We start from the raw sequence: 21,975 nt of genomic DNA on the forward strand, positions 1-21,975 counted from the left end.
CCTCCATCATTTGAAAATATCAGATTTCGGACGAAGCAAGAGTTTTGCTGTAGATCCCGGCAGTCTGTCCGGGTTCAGAAGATTTCCTGGCGGTGAAACATCGGTCACCGCTTCGGTCCAATCATGCAATAACTGCTCCGTCTATGTTCGTGAATACATTACTCTTGTTTTCTGTCTGATCCATTGCTGTTACCACCGTATTATTAGGGACGTTTACGATGAATGCCAGCTGATCAACAAGAATCAGTGAATCTTTGATGCCCTTTTCACCGGCTTCTATCTTGCCCTGGTTCAGTCTCTGCATCTGATCCTGAGTGAGCTCGATATTACGAAGGCTTAGCCTGTTCATGGCATGCTTTGAAAACTTAACAGTTCCTTCACTGTTAATATTATCGGCACCACTTTGGATTTTATTTAGAACAGATGCAAAAGAATTTTCTCCCACAGGCAAAGATTCTTTTTCTTTGCCTGTTTTGGGAGTATTAGGATTCAGATACTGATCCTGGACCTGTCCGATTGAAAAGAACTGACGATCATCCATTAACATGCTCGTTATTCCTCCAATTTATTTACTCTTCGGTCTTGAAAGTCCTGTAGTTGTCGCCTCTGAGTTCATCAATCCTGTTAACATACTGAAGAAGTGATGTTACGTAGTTGGGATTCATGAGACCCTTGGCTTTGTCTGTCATGTTGTTCATGTAAATTGTATACATGGCATCGATGGTTGCTCCGTGCTGCTCATCGCTGATCTCTTCAAGGTTCGGGAGCTTATCGATCTCTTTTTCGAAATCAGCTATCATATCGAGAGCCTGTGTATAGTTGGAATCCAGAACCTGAACAACATCGTCCACATTGTAGTTCTCACCGTTGATGTTCACATAAGCTTTGTTGCCGCTGTAGGTCACGAAATCAACCGTTCCCTGAACCTCAGAGGTTGTTCCCTTATCGGCGTTGGTCTGCTGAACGATAACTGTTTTTCCTACAAGCTCCGATGCCCTTGACAGTGACATGGAGTTTGCCATATTGTTCAGCTGCTCAACCTGTGTGAATGTTGCATACTGTGAGATGTATTCAGTATTAGATGTGGGTTCCATGGGATCCTGATATTTCATCTGTGCAACCAGGATCTTAAGAAAAGAATCTTTGTCGTAACCGGTAGGCGCAGCGTTTTCGGATTTGGTCTTGTTTTCGCCGTTTACGACTTCACCGTTTTTAATAATAGCGCTTACAGAATTAACGTCGCTCATAATTACCGTTCCTTTCATTACTCAGATCAGGCGCTGAAATCAACTGTATTTCCGTTCATTGCCATCATCTGAACCGCGATCCTCTCGGCGTCGCTCATCTCTTCAACGGGAGTTTCCTCTTCCACCTCTGAAAGGTTGATCCTTCTAAGAGGCTTTGTCCCCTTATTTCCCTGAGCATCCGAGGGGTCTCTGTTTTCATTGCCCTGCTCCAGATTCTGTTCGAATGCGTGGCTTGCGATGGTGATCTCGATTGAGGTTACTTTTATGCCCTGCTCTTCAAACTTCTGCTGAAGCTGTACCATCTGGCTCTCCACAGCCTCTTTTACCAGTTCGTTCTGAGCTGTGAATTTGGCTGTGATCCCGTCCTTACCGCTCTGTAAAAGAACATTCACATTACCCAGGCTTGCAGGATGAAGCGCAAGTTCAAGGGATGTCTCCTCCGGTCCCTGCATGATTGTGATCCTGTCTGTGATCTGGCGGATGATGTTCTCCATCTGTGCTCTGTCGGTGTAGCTCACCTGACTGAAGCTCTGTGTCTCGGGAACTGCCTCTGTTATGTTGTTTACGATCTGGTTAAAAAGATTTGTGGATTCCGCGCCCCTGTGAAGATCCTGCTTGCTGCTGTCATTGCTGCCTTTATTTGCATTCTCGGTAACAATCTCTACCTTGGGTTCTTCTTCGGGCTGATCTGAGAATACCTCAGACTGTGGTGCTTTATCTAATATCTGCTCTTTGCCGATCACCGCTTCCTTATTGATGTTCTTTGCATCTTCGGGAACAGCTTCCTCGACGTTCTGCTGTAATACCGCTCCAAAGTTTTCCTTGGTGTCATCAATTGCGGCTTTCAGCTCTTCTTCTGATAAGTCGAACTCATTCATAAGCTCGCTTCTCATACTTTCCGCACCCTCCATGAGGTCCTGCAGTGAAGTATAAATATCAGAATCTGTTATAAGTTCGGTGACATCCTCCGATCCGGAAACCTGTGCTACCAGCGGTATTATGGTCTCGGGATTCATCATATCCGCTGCCATAAGTCCAAGTACCTGCATAGCATTTATCATTGCATCTTCCGGAAGTTCAAATGCATCTGTGATCTTCTCTATGATCACCTTGCCATCCTCATTGATGGCCTCCTGCAGCTCTTCATTAGCCTCCGTGCCCTGTGTTTCGTTTGTCTGTACTGTGTCTGCAACCTTTGCTGCATCATCTTGTCCCTGGGTGGATGATACTTCTTCAGTTGCCTTGGCATCTTCGGCGATCCTGTTTGTATACTCGGTAGTGTCATTCTTTGAAGCCTTCGTCTCATTCAAAGCTTTTTTCACTTCCCTGCTTGCCGCCTGGCTTCTGTCGCTTACAAGATTGTCCGTAACCTTGCTGAGCACTTTATCAAAGCTCTTGTCCTGTGACTGTACGTTCTGCTTTTGGCTTGTGACATTCGAAACAGTTGTGGCTGCAGTGCCCTGTGACAGGTAAGCTGCGATCGCGCCTACCACGTTGTTCGCACTGCTCATCAAAACCCTCCTTTCATATTTGGAACAGGCATAATCCACCTGACCATATTCTTACGTAATGTATATCGGAATAATATCTTTATACTTAACCCTGTTTTCATTATTTTTTTCGATCAAAAGAAATAGCGGCAACAGTCCAAGCTGTGCCGCCATTTTAGGTTTCTTAACTTAATTATACCGTAACTTTCTTGAAGGACTTCTTGCCCTTTCTTACCATAACGCCGTCCCCGAAGGAATCCTTTGTGTAGGTTGTCTTAACATCGGTTACCTTCTCGTCGTTGAACAGAACACCGCCCTGCTCAACTGCACGTCTTGCCTCACTTCTTGTTGTGCAAAGACCTGCAGAAACAAGAACCTGAAGGATATCAACAACGCCGTCTCTGAAATCCTCTTCCTTAAGAGCAACAGAAGGCACGTTTGCCATGTCTCCACCGCCTGCAAAAAGAGCTCTCGCAGCATCCTGGGCTTTCTGAGCTTCCTCTTTTCCATGAACAAGAGCTGTAAGCTCGAAAGCAAGGATCTCCTTCTTCTCGTTGATGCGTGATCCGTCCCACTTCTCCATCTCCTGGATCTCCTCGATAGGAATGAAGGTGAGCATCTTGATGCACTTATCAACATCGGCGTCACCGACATTTCTCCAGTACTGGTAGAAATCGAAAGGTGATGTCTTGTTGGGATCAAGCCATACAGCGTTTCCTGCGGTCTTGCCCATCTTGTTGCCGTTGGAATCGGTAAGAAGTGTGATGGTCATGGCATGAGCGTCCTTGCCGAGCTTTCTTCTGATAAGCTCTGTGCCGCCCAGCATGTTGCTCCACTGGTCATCTCCGCCGAACTCCAGGTTGCAGTTGTACTTCTGGAACATGTAGTAGAAGTCGTAGGACTGCATGATCATGTAGTTGAATTCAAGGAAGGAAAGTCCCTTCTCCATACGCTGCTTGTAGCACTCTGCTCTAAGCATGTTATTAACCGAGAAGCACGCTCCGACCTCTCTTAAGAGCTCGATGTAGTTCAGGTTCATGAGCCAGTCGGCATTGTTTACCATCATAGCCTTGCCTTCACCAAAATCAATGAACTTCTCCATCTGTCTCTTGAAGCACTCTGCGTTATGATCGATGTCTTCTCTTGTGAGCATCTTTCTCATGTCGGTTCTTCCTGAAGGATCACCGATCATGGTTGTGCCGCCGCCGATAAGGGCGATGGGCTTGTTGCCTGCCTCCTGAAGTCTCTTCATAAGAGTAAGGGCCATAAAGTGTCCTGCAGTAAGGCTGTCTGCAGTACAGTCAAAGCCGATGTAGAACGTGGCCTTTCCTGCGTTTACCAGTTCCCTGATCTGCTCCTCGTCAGTAACCTGAGCGATCAGGCCTCTTGCCTTAAGTTCCTCATAGATCTGCATAATGCACCTCCTAAGTGTTGTGATCACGAAGGGTAATAAAAAATCCTCCGCGACCAGTTAATGATCACGAAGGACGAATTAATCGTGTTACCACCTTCATTCACGTATGACTCACGCCATGCGCCTCAATAAGTACCGGGTCAAAAGAATCTTTGACTTTTATACTCTTCCGAACTGACGCTTCGGTTCTCGTCACGGCTTACTTGGATTGTCCGTTTTTCCGTGCAGCTTACGGAGGTATTCACCAATATTCTTAACTTGCGCCTCTCACCATCCGGCAACTCTCTGTAGTCAGTCAATATTTGTTACTTATTCCGGTCACAGCCTTTAGTATTTAATTACTTAATGATTTTATGTTCTTGATTAAAAAAAGTCAACCCTTAGTACAGCCTCTTCCTTATATATTCATCCGCAACCGCCTGGTCATAAACCTTCTCATCGGTGATGATGCGGAAAGGCATCTGCTTGCCGCTGCAAAGATCCCGTATTGCCTTCATAAGCTGTGGTCCGATAACGGGATTACACTCAACGGCGCAGGAAAGCTCGCCTCTTACCATGGCTTCAAAGGCCTCCGTGGTGGCATCCACCGAGATTATCTTAACGTCAACATCGGGCTTTATGCCGTGTTCCTTAAGCTCTTCGATTGCTCCAAGGGCCATATCATCATTCTGGGAAAAGATAATGTCGATATCCCACTCATTGTTCTCGAGATATTCACGGACTACTTTTCTTCCTCCCTCAAAGGTGAAGTCGCCGTAGTCGGAATAGCTGATCTCATACCCGGGATTTTCCAAAAGAATTTCCCTGAAGCCCTGATCTCTTTCTTCTGTGGGAGAGGCGCCCACATTGCCCATGATCTCCATTATTCTCAAGGTGTCCTTGGTTTTACTTACATTATCCCTGATCCATCGCATGGCCCTTCGGCCCTCTTCCACAAAGTCAGCCCCAATATAAGTGGTGGTGAGGTTCTCCTCGCGGTTCTCAACAACCACGTTTCTATCGGACATGATAACAGGAATCCCGGCAGCTTTGGCTTCTCTTAAAACCTCATCCCAGCCCGTTTCAACAACGGGAGAGACCACGATAACATCCACGCCTTCATTTATAAAAGATCTGATGGCCTCAAACTGCTTCTCCTGAGACTGATCGGCTATCTCCATGTGAAGATCAATATTAAACTCTTTTGCCGACTCTTCAATGGATTTGGTATTGGCAAGACGCCAGTTACTCTCCTGGCCTACCTGTGAATAGCCTACCTTTATCTTCCTGCCGTCATCAGCGGTTTCTGCATTGATGCGGCTTAAATTTTCTTCAACATTTGTACTGTCAATAATATTGCTTCGAAGGATGACCTGCTTAGGAACGCCACTTTCGTTATTAAGGATGGAAAGGGCGTAGTCAATAGCTTCTTTTCCGCCTATAGGACAGGAAACGGTGGCCTTAAGCCTTCCCTGGGATACCAGGTCAAGCCCCTCGTCCACTCCTTTAAAGCCGTCGCAGTCTACAGTCATGACTTTTTTATCCAGCCCCATGAACCTTAAGGCATCGCAGACTCCGAGGGCCATACTGTCACTGTAGGTGAATACCACATCGGCGTCTTTAACAATGCGCTTGGCAGTGATGGTCATATCATAGGCGGCATCCTTGGACTCTGTGCCAAGATAGACCTCATGGATATTTATGTTCTTTACATTTTCAACGGCGCTCTTAAATCCGGAGAGCCTCTCTGTTCCCTGGACAGAGGTGGGATTTCCGGACAGCACAACAACATCTCCTCCTTTTTCACCAAGGAGATTTACAATATAATTTCCTGCCTGCTGACCGATAACTTCATTGTCGGGACCGATATAAAGCGTGTAATCGAATCCTTCTACCGCTCTGTCCATAACGATAACGGGAATGCCGCTGTCATGGACCTCTTTGATCTTATCTCCCATTATCTTCTCGTCGCAGGGAGAAATGATAAGAAGATCGATTCCAAAGCCTATGAGATTGTCTATATCCTGGATCTGCTTGGAAGCATTTCCGGTAGCATCCGTTGTAACAATGCGAATGTCTTCGTATTTATCGGTCTCTTCCCTAAGCTCATTGATAAGGGCGACTCTCCACTCCTCTCGCATATTGGCCTGGGACACGCCGATGATGGAAGACACGCCGTCCTTATTGCCACCTTCCCCGAAGGGAATATAGTGACAGCCGTAAAGAGCGATAGACAGGGAAGCCACCGCGATGAGCACAGCAAGAATATGCCATTTTGTTTTTATATATTCCGTCACCTTATGCCATTCTCCTCTTCAATATATGGAATGTATATGGAGATCCTGGTGCCGATATCTTCGGTACTCTCGACTTCAACCCTGTAATCGTCATGGTATCTTTGCTGGAGTCTTTCTTTTACATAGAAAAGTCCAAAGCTCTCCTTGTCGTCAGCCTTTATCTCAGTGGACCCGGTACCGGTCTTTAGAAGTTCTCTTAAAGAATCTCTGGTGTGCTCATCCATTCCCTTTCCGTCATCCTCAACAGTCATGCAAATGCTGTCCTCTATGCGGTGTACGGAAATATTGATATGCCCGGTTCCTCTCTTAAGCTTAATGCCGTGATAGATGGCATTCTCCACAAGAGGCTGAAGGATAAGCTTGGGAACCTGGTGCTTCTCGCAGTCCTCATCGGAATCTATCTCAAAAAGAAGCTTGTCTTCATATCTTGTCTTCTGAACGTAAAGGTAACTGGATATATAGTTGATCTCTTCCTTGATGGTTATATAATCCTTGCCGTGGGAAAGGCTTATTCTGAAAACGTTTGTCAGAGCGTCCACGAGACTCACTATATCTTTTGCCCCGTGCTCACGGGCCATCCAGTTGATGGTATCTAACGTGTTATAGAGAAAGTGTGGCTTGAACTGCTCCTGAACGATCTTAAGCTCCGCCTTCCTTTTGAGGTCTTCCTCCTGCCTTACCCTGTCAAGAAGCTCCTGGATCCTTTCGATCATGTGGTTGAAACTCATGCCAAGGTCATAGATCTCGTCGCGGCTGTTGCTCTCAAACCTCAAGGAAAGATTACCTTCCCTGGTCTTTCTCATAAGATCACGAAGGTGCTTGATTGGTCTTGTAATGTTGTCGGAAACCCTAAGGGACAGATACTGAACCAGGAAAAGAGTCGCCACCAGAATTCCGCCGAAGACCCACATCATCCTGTTGTAATCCCCCATCAGCTCATCATAGGAGGTGACGCTGACAGTCTTCCAGCCGGTCATATCCGACCTCTTAAAGCGCACAAGGTACCTGCTGTTTCCGATGCCGACGGATATGGTCTCGTTTTCGTCGGTGAGCCACTTAGGGTCTATCCTGTAGACCACCGGATTGATGGGCGTGTACACCATGTGGTCCTCTTCATCCAGCACGAAAACAAAGCCCTCGCCTCCAAGCTGAGAGTCCCTAATGGCTGAGGAAATGATGCTGTGCCCTATGTCCACCAAAAGAACACCTTCAACTTCATCGCTGTCTTTGTCCTTGACCGCTTTGACTATGGAAAAAACATCATCCACTGAATATCCAACATCTGTGGCTATATTCCTGCCGGTGACGGTACTTATCATGTGACTTGAATCAGGATCCAAAAGAGCTGCTTTGTACCAGCTCTCCTTTTGAAAAGAGTCCCTGGAAATTCTGGTGATGCCGGTACTTATATAGGCGTCCCCGGAATCCGCATAGAGCATCCCTGCGATCTCATCGTACCTGCCCATAACATTCTGCATGGTCTTTATGATCTCGCCTGCCTTCACATCACCGCCGCCCTTAATGTCTGCAGCAGCAATCTCATCAGATAAGGTAAGAACCAGCTTATCAAGGTCCTCCATATAGGTGTCCAGAGTACGGCTTACCTGAGTCACGGTCTGAGATGACCTTTGAGTTATATTCTTTCTTGCTTCACCGGCCGAGAAGGTGATTCCCACGATTCCGACCAAAATAAAGGGGATGAGGGCAATGAATATCTGTGACAGGATCAGCTTGGTTCGTATCTTGGTTATTCCCGCTCCTGTCCTTAGCATATTCATTACTCTCATCCCCGATTCGCTTGATATTTGATATGTCAGGCAGCTGCCAGGCTCTTGCCCTTAGCAGACTCAGCCCTAACAGCAATGATCCTCTGAACCACGATAAAGAAACAAAGAAGACCCGCGATGGTTACCTTGGTCCACCATGTATTCAGATTCTCGTATGTAACAATGGTCTGGATGATGCCCTGTATCATGGCACCTACAGCAGTTCCAAACACCGATCCGACACCGCCGGTAAGAAGTGTTCCCCCGATAACCGCTGAAGAAATGGCATCAAGCTCCATACCCATGTTCTGCAGTCCGTATCCTGCCAGGGTGTAGAAACTAAATACAACACCGGCCAAAGATGCGCAGAAACTGCTTATAATATACGCTCCAATCTTGGTTCTTGCAACATTAAGACCCATAAGTTCTGCAGACTGTTCACTTCCTCCGATGGCATATACCGCTCTTCCGAAGGGAGTCTTTTTGAGAATATAAAGACCTGCCACAAGAACTGCCACAAATATAAGAACGTAATAGTAAATCTTTCCGTTAAGCGCCTTGGATTCACCAAGCTTTATCTGTATCCTTCCAAGAGCCATGAACTTGAAGAACTCATCCGTGATGGGGATGGATGCTTCGCTTATAACGACGCACAATCCTCTCATTAGGAACTGTCCCGCCAGAGTAACGATGAATGGCTGAAGCTTAAAGTAGTGGATAAGACTTCCCTGCACTGCTCCGATGATTATACCGATGATCAGCGCCATGGGAATTACAATATAAGAAGGAATTCCCTTCTGAAGGCTGTAGGCCATGAACACACCGGTAAAGGCTATGGTTGAGGAGATTGAAATATCAATGCCTCCTGTTATAAGAACGAAGGTAATACCTATACCCGCTATCATCAGATATGCATTGTCATTAAAAAGGTTTAAGAAAGTAGACAATGAAAAGAAATGGTCATATCTCACTGATCCGAAGATAAACATTATCAGGAACAGCACAATTGTCATTGTCAGTGAAATATTCTTTATACGCAGCTTCTCTCTCATAATGCAACTGCCTCCTCTTTCTTCTTGCTTACTGCAATCTTGCTGATATGCAGCTTGAATTTGCCGGACTGTGAAAGGCAGATCACAATGATAAGAAGCGCTTTAAGCACTCTGATATAAGCTGCGGGTACGCCCAAGGCAAGAACTGTTGTGGTGATACTCTGAACGATAAGAGCTCCTATTACACTTGAGAAGATTGAAAATCTTCCGCCCATGAGGTTGGTTCCGCCGATGGCTACAGCAAGAATGGCATCAAGCTCAATATTAAGTCCTGCATTATTACAGTCAGCGCCTTTGATTCCTGCACTCTCAATAAGTCCCGCAACTGATGCGAAGGCTCCTGAAATAGTGTAGATTGCAAGAAGGAATCTGTTTACCTTGATTCCCGCAAACTTTGAAGCCAGTGAATTACATCCGATGGATTCAAGGAAAAGTCCGAAAGCAGATCTATGAACAAACAGCAGCAAGATCCCTACAAGGAAAAGAACTATGTACAATGGGAATGGGAGTCCGAATATATATCCTCCGTTTATGAAGTAATACGCATCGGAATTGATAGTGATGATCTTGCCGCTGGTGATCAGCTGTGCAATACCGCGTCCCGCAACCAGCAGGATCATGGTTGCAACGATTGGCTGTATCTTGATCTGGGCTACCAGGAATCCGTTCCAGAGACCGCAGATGATTCCTGCGCAAACTGCAAGGATTATAGCCATGGCAACATTGCCGCCCAGTCCGGGAAGCAGGTTCCCGTTTATGATGCTGCAGGCAATGGCTCCGCTTATAGCCATAACAGAACCTACGGAAATATCGGTTCCGCCGGTAGCCAGTACCATGGTCATGCCTGCTGCAAGGATCATGAGCTTTCCGCCGTTTCTGAAAATATCAATGATCCTGCCGTAGAAATGTCCGTCCACTATGGAAATGGATAAGAACTCACCTTTTGTCATTATGGTGTTGAACAATATGATGGTCAGGAAAATAATCACAGGCCAGAAAGCCTGTTTCTGGGATAATTTATTTATCTTATTTTTCATTTACCTTCTCCTCCTGCCATGATCTGCATTACCGCTCCTTCTGAGATGTTGTCCCCTACAACTTCTCCTGCCTTCTCCATATCCTTGAGAACGACAATTCTTCTGCAGCATCTAAGCTCTTCATCAAGCTCGGATGATATAAAGAGAACGGCCATACCCTGTGCTGCAAGATCAATGACTATCTTCTGGATCTCGGCCTTTGTACCGATATCGATTCCCCTGGTGGGCTCATCCAGCATAAGAAGCTGCGGATTTGTGGCAAGCCATCTTGCAAGGATAACCTTCTGCTGATTGCCTCCCGACAGGTTCTTTATAAGCTGATCCGCGTTGGGAGTTTTTATCTCCAGCTTCTTGATGTATTCGTCGGCTATCTTCTGAGCCTCTTTTTTCGATATCTTTTTAAACAGACCTTTCTTGGCCTGAAGTGCCAGAGCCATGTTGTCCCTGATGGAGAGGTCTCCTATGATACCTTCCGTCTTTCTGTTCTCAGGGCAAAATGCCAGGTCTTTTCTTATGGCATCCAGAGGATGCTTTAGGTGAACCTTCTCCCCGTTGATAGTAAGTTCACCTTCATTTACCTGATCTATTCCAAACAGTACTCTTGCCGTTTCCGATCTTCCGGATCCAAGAAGTCCTGAAAGCCCCAGTACCTCACCTCGTGAAATTGTAAGATCCATACCCGAGATACTTCCCTGATGTGATACGTTCTTCATGGAAATCAGCTCATCGCCTGTTTTTGTTCCTTCTTTTTCGGCCTGACCTTCCTTCAAAGATTCATTAAGGGCCTGATAGTCCTTACCGATCATCTTTGATACCAGTTCCATTCTGGGAAGATCGGCGGTATTGTAAGTGCCTACATACCCGCCGCTTCTAAGAATTGTGATCCTGTCTGTTACTTCATAAACCTGATCAAGGAAGTGGGTTACGAAGATGATTCCCATTCCTTCCTCACGAAGCCTCTTCATGATTGCAAACAACTTATCTACTTCAACCTTGGACAGTGAGCTCGTGGGCTCATCCAGAATCAGTACCTTCGCCTGTATGTCACTGGCTCTTGCTATTGCCACCATCTGCTGAATAGCTACCGAATAGTTATCCAGTCTCTTATTTACATCAAGTTTAAGATCAAATTTCTCAAGAAGTTTTGTAGCCTCTTTGCTCATGGTTGCCCAGTCGATGGAGCCCATCTTTGTTCTGGGCGCTCTGCCGATATATATGTTCTCAGCAACCGACAGGTTGGGACACAGATTAACCTCCTGATAAACCGTTGAAATGCCCAGCTGCTGGGCTTCATTGGTGGATCTTGGATGGATCTTTTTCCCCTCCAGCTCGATCTTGCCTTCATCTCTTTCCTCTACACCGGTAAGTACCTTTATAAGTGTTGACTTGCCGGCACCGTTTTCCCCAAGAAGTGCGTGGATCTCTCTCGCTTCAAGCTCAAAATGTACATCGTGCAGCGCGATCACTGCCTTGCCGAAGGTCTTGGTTATACCTTCCATTGTTAAGAGTTTGGTCTGACTGCTCACCCTTCTCCTCCTTTAGAAAATCCGCTCCGAAGTGTAAACGGAGCGGATTATTTTTTTATAGACTATAGACTGATCAATATGCGCGGGAATCGATCACATCTGCAGCGATATCTGAAGTGAATACGCCGTCCACTGACTTAACCCACTTTTCAACTGACTCGCCGTTCTTAAGCTTTGCAGCTGTCTCGAAGAAGAGCGGTCCAAGAAGAGGGTTACACTCAACTGTGCAGTTAGCCTCGCCTGCTACCATAGCCTCGAAGATGCCCTTTACGCCGTCTACAGAAACTGTAACGATGTCTTCGCCGGGCTTAAGGCCAGCTTCTTTGATAGCTTCGATTGCGCCAAGAGCCATGTCGTCGTTGTGAGCGTATACGCCTACGATATCAGGATTGGACTTAAGGAATGACTCCATAACTTCCTTACCCTGTGCTCTTGTGAAGTCACCTGTCTGAGAAGCTACGATCTCGATGTCGGGATAGTTTGCAGCTATCTCCTCATCAAAACCTGTCTTTCTGTCTGTTGCAGCAGAAGCACCAACTGTTCCCTCAAGCTCTACGATCTTACCCTTGCCGCCGATGAGCTCTGCCATCTGCTTAGCAGCTTCTTTTCCCTCTTCGATGAAGTCGGAACCGATGAATGTAGCATAGAGGCTCTCATCAACATCTGCTGTTCTGTCAAGAAGAATGATGGGGATTCCTGCATCCTGTGCCTCAGCAAAAACCTGATCCCAACCGGTCTCAACTACAGGTGCAAGTCCGATAACATCAACGTCCTGCTCGATGAAGCTCTTGATAGCCTTGATCTGGTTCTCCTGCTTCTGCTGAGCATCAGCGAACTTCAGCTCTACAGTATCAGTATGCTCTGCAGCATAAGTCTGGATTGACATTGTCTCGGCATCTCTCCAGCCTGACTCCTGTCCGATCTGAGCGAAACCAACAACAAGCTTCTCGCTTCCTGCATCCTCAGTTGCAGGTGCCTCAGCCTTGGGAGCCTCAGCCTCTTCAATTGTAGCGGCAGGTGCCTCTGATGCAGCAGGTGCAGGAGCAGCGCTTCCGCAGCCGGCGATTGATGCAGCAACCATAGCTGCACACAGAATTGAGCTTAAAAATCTTTTCTTCATATTATCCTCCTTGGTGGCCTGTCCCCCAGGCCTTACGTTTGTTTACAATACTGATTCTAGCTAAGGAGGATATAAATGTATTTAGATTGATTTGTCCGGATTTTATACTTTTTTGTTCTTGCGGGTGCTGACAACGATTTTGGTGCAAAAAATGAGCCCGACATATTAATATGCCGGACTCTCAATGCTATATCTTACTCACTACAATATTATTTACTTTTTCTTATTTGCCTCTTTATATTCAGCAAAGAGTTTCTCTAGATACTCCGGGTCATTTGAAGCTTTCTTGACATCCTCATCACGGTTCTGGGAAAAGAGCCAGCTTATAAGATTGGACATACTGTTTATGCCCTTCTTCTCACCATTAATTTGGCCTTTTTTGTAATTTGCCCTCGCTATTAACTGTTTTGCATTTAATTCCTGCAATTCTTCTGATAACATATTTGCCACCTCCGCCATATGTTCTCTGAGAAATGGTTTTAAAATGAAGTCCTCCGGCATTACTCCCAATGCCCTGCCTACAGCTTCTCCTATATCTTTCAGCTCTTTTCTGAATTCTCGTATAGTCTGTATAAACCATGAATACTCATAAAGTGGTCTACAGGCTTCCATAAGTTCTTTGTTTCGCCCATAGTTTATATTTATCATCCTGACCTTTACTTCTATATCTGCATTTTTCCTTGTACTCTTGGAAAAAGAATCGCTGAGCCTAAGTATCTTTTCATCAGGCTCATCCTTTGTTCCATTGTAGAATACAACCAGCTTAGGTGTAGGTATCCGCAATAATTCCTCACCATATTTATCAAGATCATTGGATGATATATATCCATCATATACCGCCGATATGTACTGCATCATCCTGAGGGGCATATTGGGATTATATGTTGATTGATGTTCATACAAACTGATATATCCTGCAAATAAGAATGACGTATCATTCTTCATATGCACATAAAGATATTCCTCAAGCGTATTAAACTCAATCTCAGTTTCGTCTTCATAGGAAGAACCATTAACTGCATTGTACAGACTAAGTGTCCATTTCTTGTTTTCCGGTCTTCCGAAAACGAAGTTAAAGAGCCGATCCTTGTGTTCCCGGCTTGCGCTTATTACTTGTAATTCTTTCAATAATTACTTCTCCTTTAATTATAAATTTTAGCTTTTTCCTTATCAAGGGAATTTGCAGTGAAATACTGCGCTTGCCATGAACATGACAAGAATGCTCAGAACTGAGCAAATAGAATAATAACATAGAAAAATATGATTGTAAAATCACAAAAAAGGAAAAGAGATATAACAAAAGACTAGCCAGTCCCCTTAAAACAGGCCTGGCTAGCTTGATCTTATTTATTCTCCTTAATAGATTGCCTGTACTCGGCAGGACTGATTCCAAGTTTCTTCTTGAACACAAGACTGAAATACTGCTGGGAGGTGTAACCCACCTTCTCTGCCACCTCGTAGATCTTCATCTCCTCATCGTGAAGAAGGATACTCGCCTTCCTCATTCGAAGATTGGTGAGATAATCAACAAAGGTACATCCGGCCTCCTTACGGAAGATTCGGCTTAAGTATGCCACCGAAAGTCCTACATTGTCTGCGGCCTCCTGAAGAGAGAATTCCTCTCTGGAATAGTTCTCCTGGATCAGCTGCATTACAGCTTCAAGAATTGAGGAATATCCGGTATTCTCAGAAGCCTTGGAAAGTGCTTCCTGATAAGCGGCTGCAATCGAGCCGGCTCCGTTTCCTGCGGAAGTTTCTATTACACACTTAACAGGGAGGATTCCGGAAATGTAATTTATATACTCATTGCATTTCTCTTCCAGTTCCTCTGAAGAAATCTGATCTGTAACAAGAACCAGGTTCCCTGACTCGTCCCTGCACCTGCTCTCAAGGGCAAGGGATGCAAACATCTCAAGAGCGATGTTCTCGGAGACAAAGTATAGAAGGTCCTCATTCCAGTTGCTGTCGATATCCTCAGTGGGCTTTGTATCTATTCGGACAAGGATCAGGGAATATTCCTCAGGGAGCTTTAAATTCAGATATTTGCACTCTTGAGTGATCTCATCCTCTGAAAGCCGTCCATCGATTATCTTCTTGGAAAGCTCCGCAATAAGCAGTTCCCTGCTCTCGTTCATCTTGTCCCTGGCCCACTCCAGGTACTTCTTTTCCATCTCTTCGTCGCTGCGCTTGCTTAGAGCCTCCCGGATCCTTCCAATGAGCTCATCGAAAGGATCCTCCATAAGAGGCTTTAATACATAGTCAAATACACCAAGGCCAACAGCCTTTCTTGCATATTCAAAAAGATCATATCCTGTCACTATCACTACAAGTGCCTGAGGGTAAAGCTTTTTCAGCTCCTTTATGAAATCCAGGCCGTTCAAAAAAGGCATGTTGATGTCCACAAAAAACACATCTATTACTGTGGACTTGGCCTTCTCAAGGGCCACCTCACCGTCTTCCGCTTCAGCCACAACTTCAAAGTCGTCGTAGGCTTTAAGAAAACTAATGATACCTCTTCTGATCATAGGTTCATCATCTGCTACAAGAGTTCTGTATTTCATAAAACACCCCCGGAAACGTTTTCATGCCCATATATCATAACTTTTCAGATCATGACAAACAAGTATCTTAAAACCATTTAAGTATCTTTTTTATAATACTTGTCACTACCCTGGCAACAGTCTTGACCACTGTCTTAACAACTGCTGTGATAGCCTGTACTACTTTCTCTACAGGAACCTTCGGAGCTTCCGGTTTGTCGGGCTCATCAGGTGTATCCGGTTCATCAGGAGTATCTGGCTCTTCAGGATCCTCAGGATTCTCGGGCTCTTCAGGTTCCTCAATTACCGGAGGCTCAGGATTGGGAGCGGTTGCACTCTCATAATCGCAGTACTCAATGTAGTCCAGAGCCGCTGTCTCTTTTCCGCTTACACCTGTTACGATAACGGTATTGCTGCCTTCATTCAAAGCCACCTTAAGTTCGTATCCGAACCAGTTGTCTACGCACAGTCTGTTGCCTGAGTTTGCGTTAAAGTTGTAAACAGCTTTCTCATATTCCTGTCCGTTGACGATTGCCTTAAGTGCAGCACCGTTAACATTTGCTGATGCGCCAAGATACAGCATGTACTCTCCAGCCTGTGCCACATCAAAGGTAAACTCAGCGGTCTTTGACTCGTCATCAAATCCATATACACATGCATCAGCTGATGAATTGTAAGTCTGAGTCGCACCAAGTCCTGAAAGCACTGCATCCTCAGCCTCAAGTCGTACATAGGAAGCCTTCTTTGTTCCTGAAGGTGTCTTGATCATGTCAGTATACTCCGCTGCAGTTCCGAGGAAAGGTGTGCCGTCTTCATTCCAGTAGGATCTCTGTACTCTTACGCCTCTTCCGTTCCAGCCGCCTCCTGCATAAACTGTTGCGTGATAAACAAGGTAGTCCTCCTTGCCATCGGGAGATTTAACAAAGCATGCATGACCTGTTGAGAAGGTTGTGCTGTCGTTCTTTTCAAATACAGGCTTTGTTGCCTTGATCCAGGATGACTTCTCCATGGGATCCGCACCCTTCTTGAGTGTCAGGCATCCGAGGCAGTAAGTATCGGACCAGGAACCGCTTGCTGAATATACGATATTAACTGTTCCGTCAGGAGCTACAGCGATTTCAGGTCCCTCATTGATTGTGGGATGCTCGTTAACTTCCCATGCAAATTCAGGTCTTGAAAGCTCAACTCTGTCTCCGGAAATTGTTGTGGGTGAATCCATCTTTGCAATGTAGAGTCTCTGCTCTCCATCGACAAATCCATCCCAGCCTGACCAGATTGCATAGAGCTGTCCGTCAAGTTCAAGAACAGTCTGGTCAATAGCCCATCTGTCAGTCTCAGGGCTCATCTTGCCCTTAAATACGTACTCACCCTGCGCATCGTCAGTAACGCTTTCAAGAACCATCATGCGATGATCTGCTCCGGCGCCGGCGGTGTAGTAGATGTACCACTTGCCGTCAATAAAGTGAAGCTCAGGTGCCCAGAGCTCTCTTGTGGGCTGATCTCCTGAAGGCATGTATACGCATACGGGCTCTACTTCGCCGATCCTTGAAAGCTCAGCGGACTTTGTAACCCAGATTCCGGTGTCGTTGCGGCCCATACGAACATAGTAGTAATATCCGTCATGGTAAGTAACGAAGGGATCTGCTCCGTAGTTTACGATCATGCTCTCAAAGGTGTCGGTTGAATTAAATCTGACCGTATACTTCTGGACATAGGAAGGATCGTCAGTGTTATAAACAGTCACGTAGCTCTCCGGCCTTTCTGCGGTTGCCTGAGTAACCTGTGCCTTGAAGCTTTCGTTTGCGCCATCTTCAAACTTAACGGATACAGCAGGGAGATTCTCCAGGTCACCTTCAACGGTATATACCTTCTTATCTCTGCTAAATCCCTCAAGAGCTGTATCTCCGATCATGATCTCATACTCAGGTTCTTCCATAGTATGGAAAAGAATGTAATCCAGTTCCGCAAAGCTGTTGTCACGGCCTGAGTGAGAAACGCTGAAGGTGTTCTCACCTTCCTTAAGATCAACGTATACGCTGTAAAGTGACCATACATCCCAAACAGTTGCCTTGGTATATTCAACAACCTTAGCAGATGCCTCGTCGCCGTTTACCCAGTATCTGTGGGAAGTATTGGGGAATGCTCCCTTGTCGCCGTCTGCAGCGATGTCTACTCTGTAGGTTCCATCTGCAGGGGCATTTATCTTCATGGTTACAACAGATGATGTATCATCGATATATCCAACTTTGTAGCCGCCGGAAGCATCGCCTCTTTGAGTGACTCTTGCCTTTCCGGTAACTGTTCCGCTCTCAGCCTCAATCTTAACGGTGATAGCCGTAATCTCTTTTGCCCCGATCTCATCCATGGTAAGTGCTCTGTTGTAAATCTTAAGGTTGTCGATATAGCCCTTAAAATTCCTTCCTCCTGTAAGTGATCTGCCAAGGAACATATCAAGGTCTCTTCCAAGCTCGGAGAGGTTTCTGTTCTTGACACTTCCAAGATACAGTCCGTCGGCATAGAAAGCAATCACATGATCATTCACGGTGAGGTCAAGATGGATCCATCTGCCGTTATTTCCGTAGCTTGCACTGCGAACGCTCTTAACGCCCTTTGTTCCTCTTGCTGTGTTTCCGGCTGCGGTCTCATCGTCAGTTACTCTCACAAAGAGATACTTATCGGAACTGCCGCCAAGTCCAAGAACCATGCTCTCGGAATCTGCGGAAAGAGCCTTAACATCAAGGCTTATTGTCAGTTCTTTTGCCCCGTCAAAAGAGCCTTTGCCAAAAGCAGCATAAGCTTCATCTGAGCCATCAAGATAAAGAGCTTTGCCGTTTGCCTCGTCCTTAAGGACTGCGCCTCCAAGGAGGTTAAGTCCAAGATCTTCGCCCTTGGATACTGCCTTAGTACCGTCTACGTTCTCGAAATCATACTCAGCTACAGGCTCTGCCTGTCTGTCTAATTTGGCAAAAGAGCCTTCTGCTACGCCGTAAGCTTCAACAAGCCTTTCATACTCAGTTGCGGTAACAGGAAGGATTACGCCGTGCTTGCAACCTTCCTGGGCTGTGTATTCATCCTCATTAAGAACATGGATGCTGTTAGGGACGCTAAGATCGGTGGTTGTGAAAGGAATATATCCTCTTGTTGCTCCGCCGTACTCATCCAGCATTACGCACCATTCATCCCTATCATTGAACTTGAACATGGTGCCACCCTCGTAATTTCCTCTGAAAGACTCAATGCAGCCTTCTGCTGTGTTTGCAATGTAGCTGTAGTTATTGCCAACCACGTTAAAGGTCAGGTTACCTATTGTCTTAGTGGTCACCTCATCGCCATAGGAGCGAAGCTTGCCGCTGGCCTTATCAAGTCTTACGTACATTCCGTCTTCTATCTTGGTAAGTCTGTAGTAATCGTCTCCAACCTTCAGCATGGAAGTATCGATATTGCTTCCGAAGTTATTGAAGAGCTCAGGCTCTGTAAAGTTGTAGAAGTCTCTTGTTCTTGAAACAAAGGTATACTGTCTTGCATAGTTGTCAGCTGCGATCTTGCTGGCCCAGAATACAAGGTACTCTCCTGTTGCCTCATCATAGATTGCTTCAGGAGCCCATGCACATCCGCCGCCGATGGAACCTGCTACATCAACATTTCTTTCGTTGGTCCAGTTCACAAGGTCTGTGGACTCCCAGATTGTAAGAGCTGTGCTGCCCTGAGTTGAAAGTCTGTCCCAGGGAATGTTATTGCCGTACTTGTAGATATCCTGATCTGTTGCAAGAAGGAAGAATCTGTCTCCCTCAGCGCTTCTTATGATATAAGGATCTCTTGTTGCTTTGTCACTTACGTCTGACTTAAGTACTGCCTCGTTGCCGTTAAGAGCTGTCCAGTTAAGACCGTCGTCGCTTATACCGTAAAAAATATCCTGCTCACCCTTTTCTCCGGGAATTTCCTTGAAGTGTGCATAGAGATATCCAACGTAAGCTTCATCAGCATTTTCTTTTGCAAGAACAGTGACTTCAAATTCCCTGGAAAGAGAAACACCGTCAATAGTTCCGGTAACGGTAAGTGTTACCTTCTCGTTCTTGCTGCCTCTTGTAACAACGCCTGCAGGGATGTCATAATAGCCATCCTGCTCTTTGTCTTTGGAAGTGATCACTTCTTCGTTGTCAGACTTCCAGGACAGCTCTGCCTCTCCGGAAACTGAAGGAAGTGTGATGTTTCCTCTAATGGCATCTGCTCCGGGGATTACAAGCTCATCCAGGATCTTTTTGAGGTCTTCCTTGATCTTGGCATCTCCCAGGATAACAGTACAGGTAACTGAGAGATCTGCATCTCCAAGGTTCTCCACTTCTTCGGGAAGAGTTACTGCTCCCTCTACCTCAATGGATTTACCCTTAAAATCAGTGTCTTTTACGTTATTCCAGGTTACAGATGCAGTATGGTCGCCTTTACTTGTTGCTACTGTTACTTCTGTGGGAAGTGCCGCATTTACATCTTCAGCGTCCGCATCGTCCGAAACCTTTATATCATCGGGATTTACTGCTTCGATGAAGTTTGCCACATCCACCGCTCCTGAAGGGAGTCTCTGGGGTGTAATGGTGGGTCCCATTACCTCAAGAACAGTCTCGCCGTTGGCGTCCTTGGTGAAGTGTATCCTGTCTATGCACAGCTGCCTTGGCTCAGTGCTGTTAAGATCATGGTGGCTGTGATAAACAATGAACAGCTCAGTTCCGTCGGGAGATACTGTGATGCCGTGATGTCCCGTACCGTGAACTGTCGAATTGGATTTCATTATGGGGTTATAATCGTATTTCTTAAAGTCACCAAGAGGTGAATCAGACACAGCAAAGGCTGAACCGTAGTGGATGCTCTGGAAATGAGCTCCTGAATAGGTGAGGTAATACTTGCCCTCATAAGTCAGCATGAAGGGTCCCTCATTGATGTTGCCCATATCCTGATCCCAGCCCTGGTTAGCTGCAACGATCTGCTTTAAGGTATCTTTTTTGATGGTCTTCATGTCATCTGAAAGCTCAGCGCCCCAGATAACATTTCCGCCTGTGAAGCGAACATAATAGATGTAATATTTCCCTGAAGCTTCATCATAGAAAATATGTGCATCTATATTCTTCTCAGTTTGGTCCATGGGCTCTTTAACTTCCTGAGTGAAAGGTCCCAGAGGAGAATCACTTGTTGCTACACAGATCTGCTCATTTGCCACATAGTACATGTAGAAGGTTCCGTCTTTTTCGATAAGGTCGGGAGCCCAGAATCCGGTTGTACCCCAGCAGTCTTCTTTGCTGAGTGCATAGCCCTGATCTGTCCAGTGAACAAGATCCGTAGATGTGTAAACCTTTATTCCATGGGTGTCGTCTCCGGCATTGGTGGGATAAAGGAAATAAGTTCCGTTGTGATACAGAACATCGGGATCTGCGCAGTGATTCAGAAGAGGATTTGTATAGCTGTCATATAAAGCTTCCTCGTCATACTCACTTACCGCAAGATTTTTAAAGCTTGAATGAGAAAGCCAGTTCCTCATTCCGATTCCGCCGCTAGCGTGAGTTGTATCGTTGATATAGAGCTTGGCGTAATTCTCACCGTTATAATCCGCATAGCAGGTAATATGAGAACCGCTGGCAACTACGGTAAGATGATAGCTTTTGCCATACTCAACCTTCATCTTCTTGGTAGCTATCTCATACCAGTTGTTTCCGGAGCATCGTCCAAGGATCATCTCCTGTCCTTTGGCGTTGATTCCAAGATAATATCCGAAATACCCGTCGTTTTGGCGATCGGCACCTTTTGATGCACGGAAAAGGATTCCGCCCTGGGCACTGGATTTATCGGAAAGATCCGCCTGTCTTTCTACGGTTACATCTGCTTCCAGCACAAAGTTGTCAAAGTCCTGTCTCTTAGAGATTGCCTTGTTTCCATGACCGCCGTCGATCCTTACCACATCATCTGATGCAGACCAGGTTCCCTGTGCAGGACCTGTGTAAAGATCGAACTGTGACAGATCATTCATGTCTACTGCCCAGAGAAGATCTCCTCTTCCGGGAACAGCTGTCTGTCTTGGATCTGTCGCAGGTGCGCTCTTTGCAGTTACAAAAAATTCTTCTGATTCTTCCTCGAGTTCCTCCTCAGGTTCTTCCTTATCGAGTTCTTCCTCGACTTCCTCCTCGGGCTCTTCCTCGTCTTCCGGGATCTCGCCTTTAGCAGCCTTATCTTTTTCTTCTTCAGGCTTTTCCTCATCTTCATTTACGATATTGGAACTTTTCTCTTTTCCGGCTTCTAAATCCTCTGAATTAGCAGCGCCGTTTCCGGCCGAACCTTCGTCCGTCTGATCATTCTCAGCTTCAGTCGGAGCATCATTTACCGGCATTTCTTCAGCCGCATAGGCAACCTGTGAGCCTATGGTCTGCAAACCCAAAGCTGCGGCCAGAGCCAGTGCATAGAACCTACTGTTCTTTTTCAAAATTCTTTCCCCCTTTACTTTTTTTCAATATCTTCTCTTGTTCT

At 45.9% G+C, this 21,975-nt stretch carries 13 protein-coding genes; all 13 read right to left on the reverse strand.

All coding sequences use genetic code 11. The annotated features are described in order from the left end of the window. Positions 1-121: 121 nt before the first annotated feature. A complete protein-coding gene (locus T456_RS0113355) occupies positions 122-547 on the reverse strand; it encodes a TIGR02530 family flagellar biosynthesis protein (protein ID WP_024866522.1) in 426 nt (141 codons plus the stop codon). Positions 548-569: 22 nt separating this feature from the next. After that, positions 570-1,247: a flagellar hook capping FlgD N-terminal domain-containing protein gene (locus T456_RS21520; protein WP_024866523.1), complete on the reverse strand. Its 678-nt coding sequence runs from the start codon at positions 1,245-1,247 to the stop codon at positions 570-572. A gap of 26 nt (positions 1,248-1,273) precedes the next feature. Next, a complete protein-coding gene (locus T456_RS0113365) occupies positions 1,274-2,758 on the reverse strand; it encodes a flagellar hook-length control protein FliK (protein ID WP_024866524.1) in 1,485 nt (494 codons plus the stop codon). 172 nt (positions 2,759-2,930) lie between these two features. After that, positions 2,931-4,151, reverse strand: a complete 1,221-nt coding sequence (gene tyrS / locus T456_RS0113370; protein WP_024866525.1) for a tyrosine--tRNA ligase — start codon at positions 4,149-4,151, stop codon at positions 2,931-2,933. 380 nt (positions 4,152-4,531) lie between these two features. Next, positions 4,532-6,427 (reverse strand): substrate-binding domain-containing protein, encoded by a 1,896-nt coding sequence (locus T456_RS22100; protein WP_155838112.1) that lies wholly within the window; start codon positions 6,425-6,427, stop codon positions 4,532-4,534. Continuing rightward, positions 6,424-8,205, reverse strand: a complete 1,782-nt coding sequence (locus tag T456_RS0113380; protein WP_024866527.1) for a cache domain-containing sensor histidine kinase — start codon at positions 8,203-8,205, stop codon at positions 6,424-6,426. Before T456_RS0113380 ends, T456_RS22100 begins: the two co-directional genes overlap by 4 nt. Positions 8,206-8,240: 35 nt before the next feature. Beyond that, on the reverse strand, positions 8,241-9,245 hold the full coding sequence (yjfF, locus tag T456_RS0113385) for a galactofuranose ABC transporter, permease protein YjfF (protein WP_197026901.1): 1,005 nt from the start codon (positions 9,243-9,245) through the stop codon (positions 8,241-8,243). Continuing rightward, positions 9,242-10,282: an ABC transporter permease gene (locus T456_RS0113390; RefSeq protein ID WP_024866529.1), complete on the reverse strand. Its 1,041-nt coding sequence runs from the start codon at positions 10,280-10,282 to the stop codon at positions 9,242-9,244. Before T456_RS0113390 ends, yjfF begins: the two co-directional genes overlap by 4 nt. Beyond that, the gene (locus tag T456_RS0113395; RefSeq protein WP_035802168.1) at positions 10,279-11,781 is read right to left on the reverse strand and encodes a sugar ABC transporter ATP-binding protein; all 1,503 of its coding nucleotides are present in this window, start codon (positions 11,779-11,781) and stop codon (positions 10,279-10,281) included. Before T456_RS0113395 ends, T456_RS0113390 begins: the two co-directional genes overlap by 4 nt. A gap of 100 nt (positions 11,782-11,881) precedes the next feature. Continuing rightward, complete coding sequence (locus T456_RS0113400; RefSeq protein WP_024866531.1) at positions 11,882-12,928, reverse strand: ABC transporter substrate-binding protein; 1,047 nt, start codon at positions 12,926-12,928, stop codon at positions 11,882-11,884. A 213-nt stretch (positions 12,929-13,141) separates the two neighbouring features. After that, positions 13,142-14,056, reverse strand: a complete 915-nt coding sequence (locus T456_RS0113405; RefSeq protein WP_024866532.1) for an Rpn family recombination-promoting nuclease/putative transposase — start codon at positions 14,054-14,056, stop codon at positions 13,142-13,144. Between the two features lie 215 nt (positions 14,057-14,271). After that, complete coding sequence (locus T456_RS0113410; RefSeq protein ID WP_024866533.1) at positions 14,272-15,489, reverse strand: response regulator transcription factor; 1,218 nt, start codon at positions 15,487-15,489, stop codon at positions 14,272-14,274. A gap of 67 nt (positions 15,490-15,556) precedes the next feature. Further along, the gene (locus tag T456_RS0113415; protein ID WP_024866534.1) at positions 15,557-21,931 is read right to left on the reverse strand and encodes a family 43 glycosylhydrolase; all 6,375 of its coding nucleotides are present in this window, start codon (positions 21,929-21,931) and stop codon (positions 15,557-15,559) included. Between the last annotated feature and the right edge of the window lie 44 nt (positions 21,932-21,975).

The sequence above is a fragment of the Butyrivibrio sp. FCS014 genome (assembly GCF_000526935.1).
Lineage (GTDB): Bacteria > Bacillota > Clostridia > Lachnospirales > Lachnospiraceae > Butyrivibrio.

Excerpts from the sequence above, each read along its gene's own strand:
- T456_RS0113355 (WP_024866522.1), bottom strand. The coding sequence starts at position 547 with ATGTTAATGGATGATCGTCAGTTCTTTTCAATCGGACAGGTCCAGGAT.
- T456_RS21520 (WP_024866523.1), bottom strand. The coding sequence starts at position 1,247 with ATGAGCGACGTTAATTCTGTAAGCGCTATTATTAAAAACGGTGAAGTC.
- T456_RS0113365 (WP_024866524.1), bottom strand. The coding sequence starts at position 2,758 with ATGAGCAGTGCGAACAACGTGGTAGGCGCGATCGCAGCTTACCTGTCA.
- tyrS (WP_024866525.1), bottom strand. The coding sequence starts at position 4,151 with ATGCAGATCTATGAGGAACTTAAGGCAAGAGGCCTGATCGCTCAGGTT.
- T456_RS0113380 (WP_024866527.1), bottom strand. The coding sequence starts at position 8,205 with ATGAATATGCTAAGGACAGGAGCGGGAATAACCAAGATACGAACCAAG.
- yjfF (WP_197026901.1), bottom strand. The coding sequence starts at position 9,245 with ATGAGAGAGAAGCTGCGTATAAAGAATATTTCACTGACAATGACAATT.
- T456_RS0113390 (WP_024866529.1), bottom strand. The coding sequence starts at position 10,282 with ATGAAAAATAAGATAAATAAATTATCCCAGAAACAGGCTTTCTGGCCT.
- T456_RS0113395 (WP_035802168.1), bottom strand. The coding sequence starts at position 11,781 with ATGGAAGGTATAACCAAGACCTTCGGCAAGGCAGTGATCGCGCTGCAC.
- T456_RS0113400 (WP_024866531.1), bottom strand. The coding sequence starts at position 12,928 with ATGAAGAAAAGATTTTTAAGCTCAATTCTGTGTGCAGCTATGGTTGCT.
- T456_RS0113410 (WP_024866533.1), bottom strand. The coding sequence starts at position 15,489 with ATGAAATACAGAACTCTTGTAGCAGATGATGAACCTATGATCAGAAGA.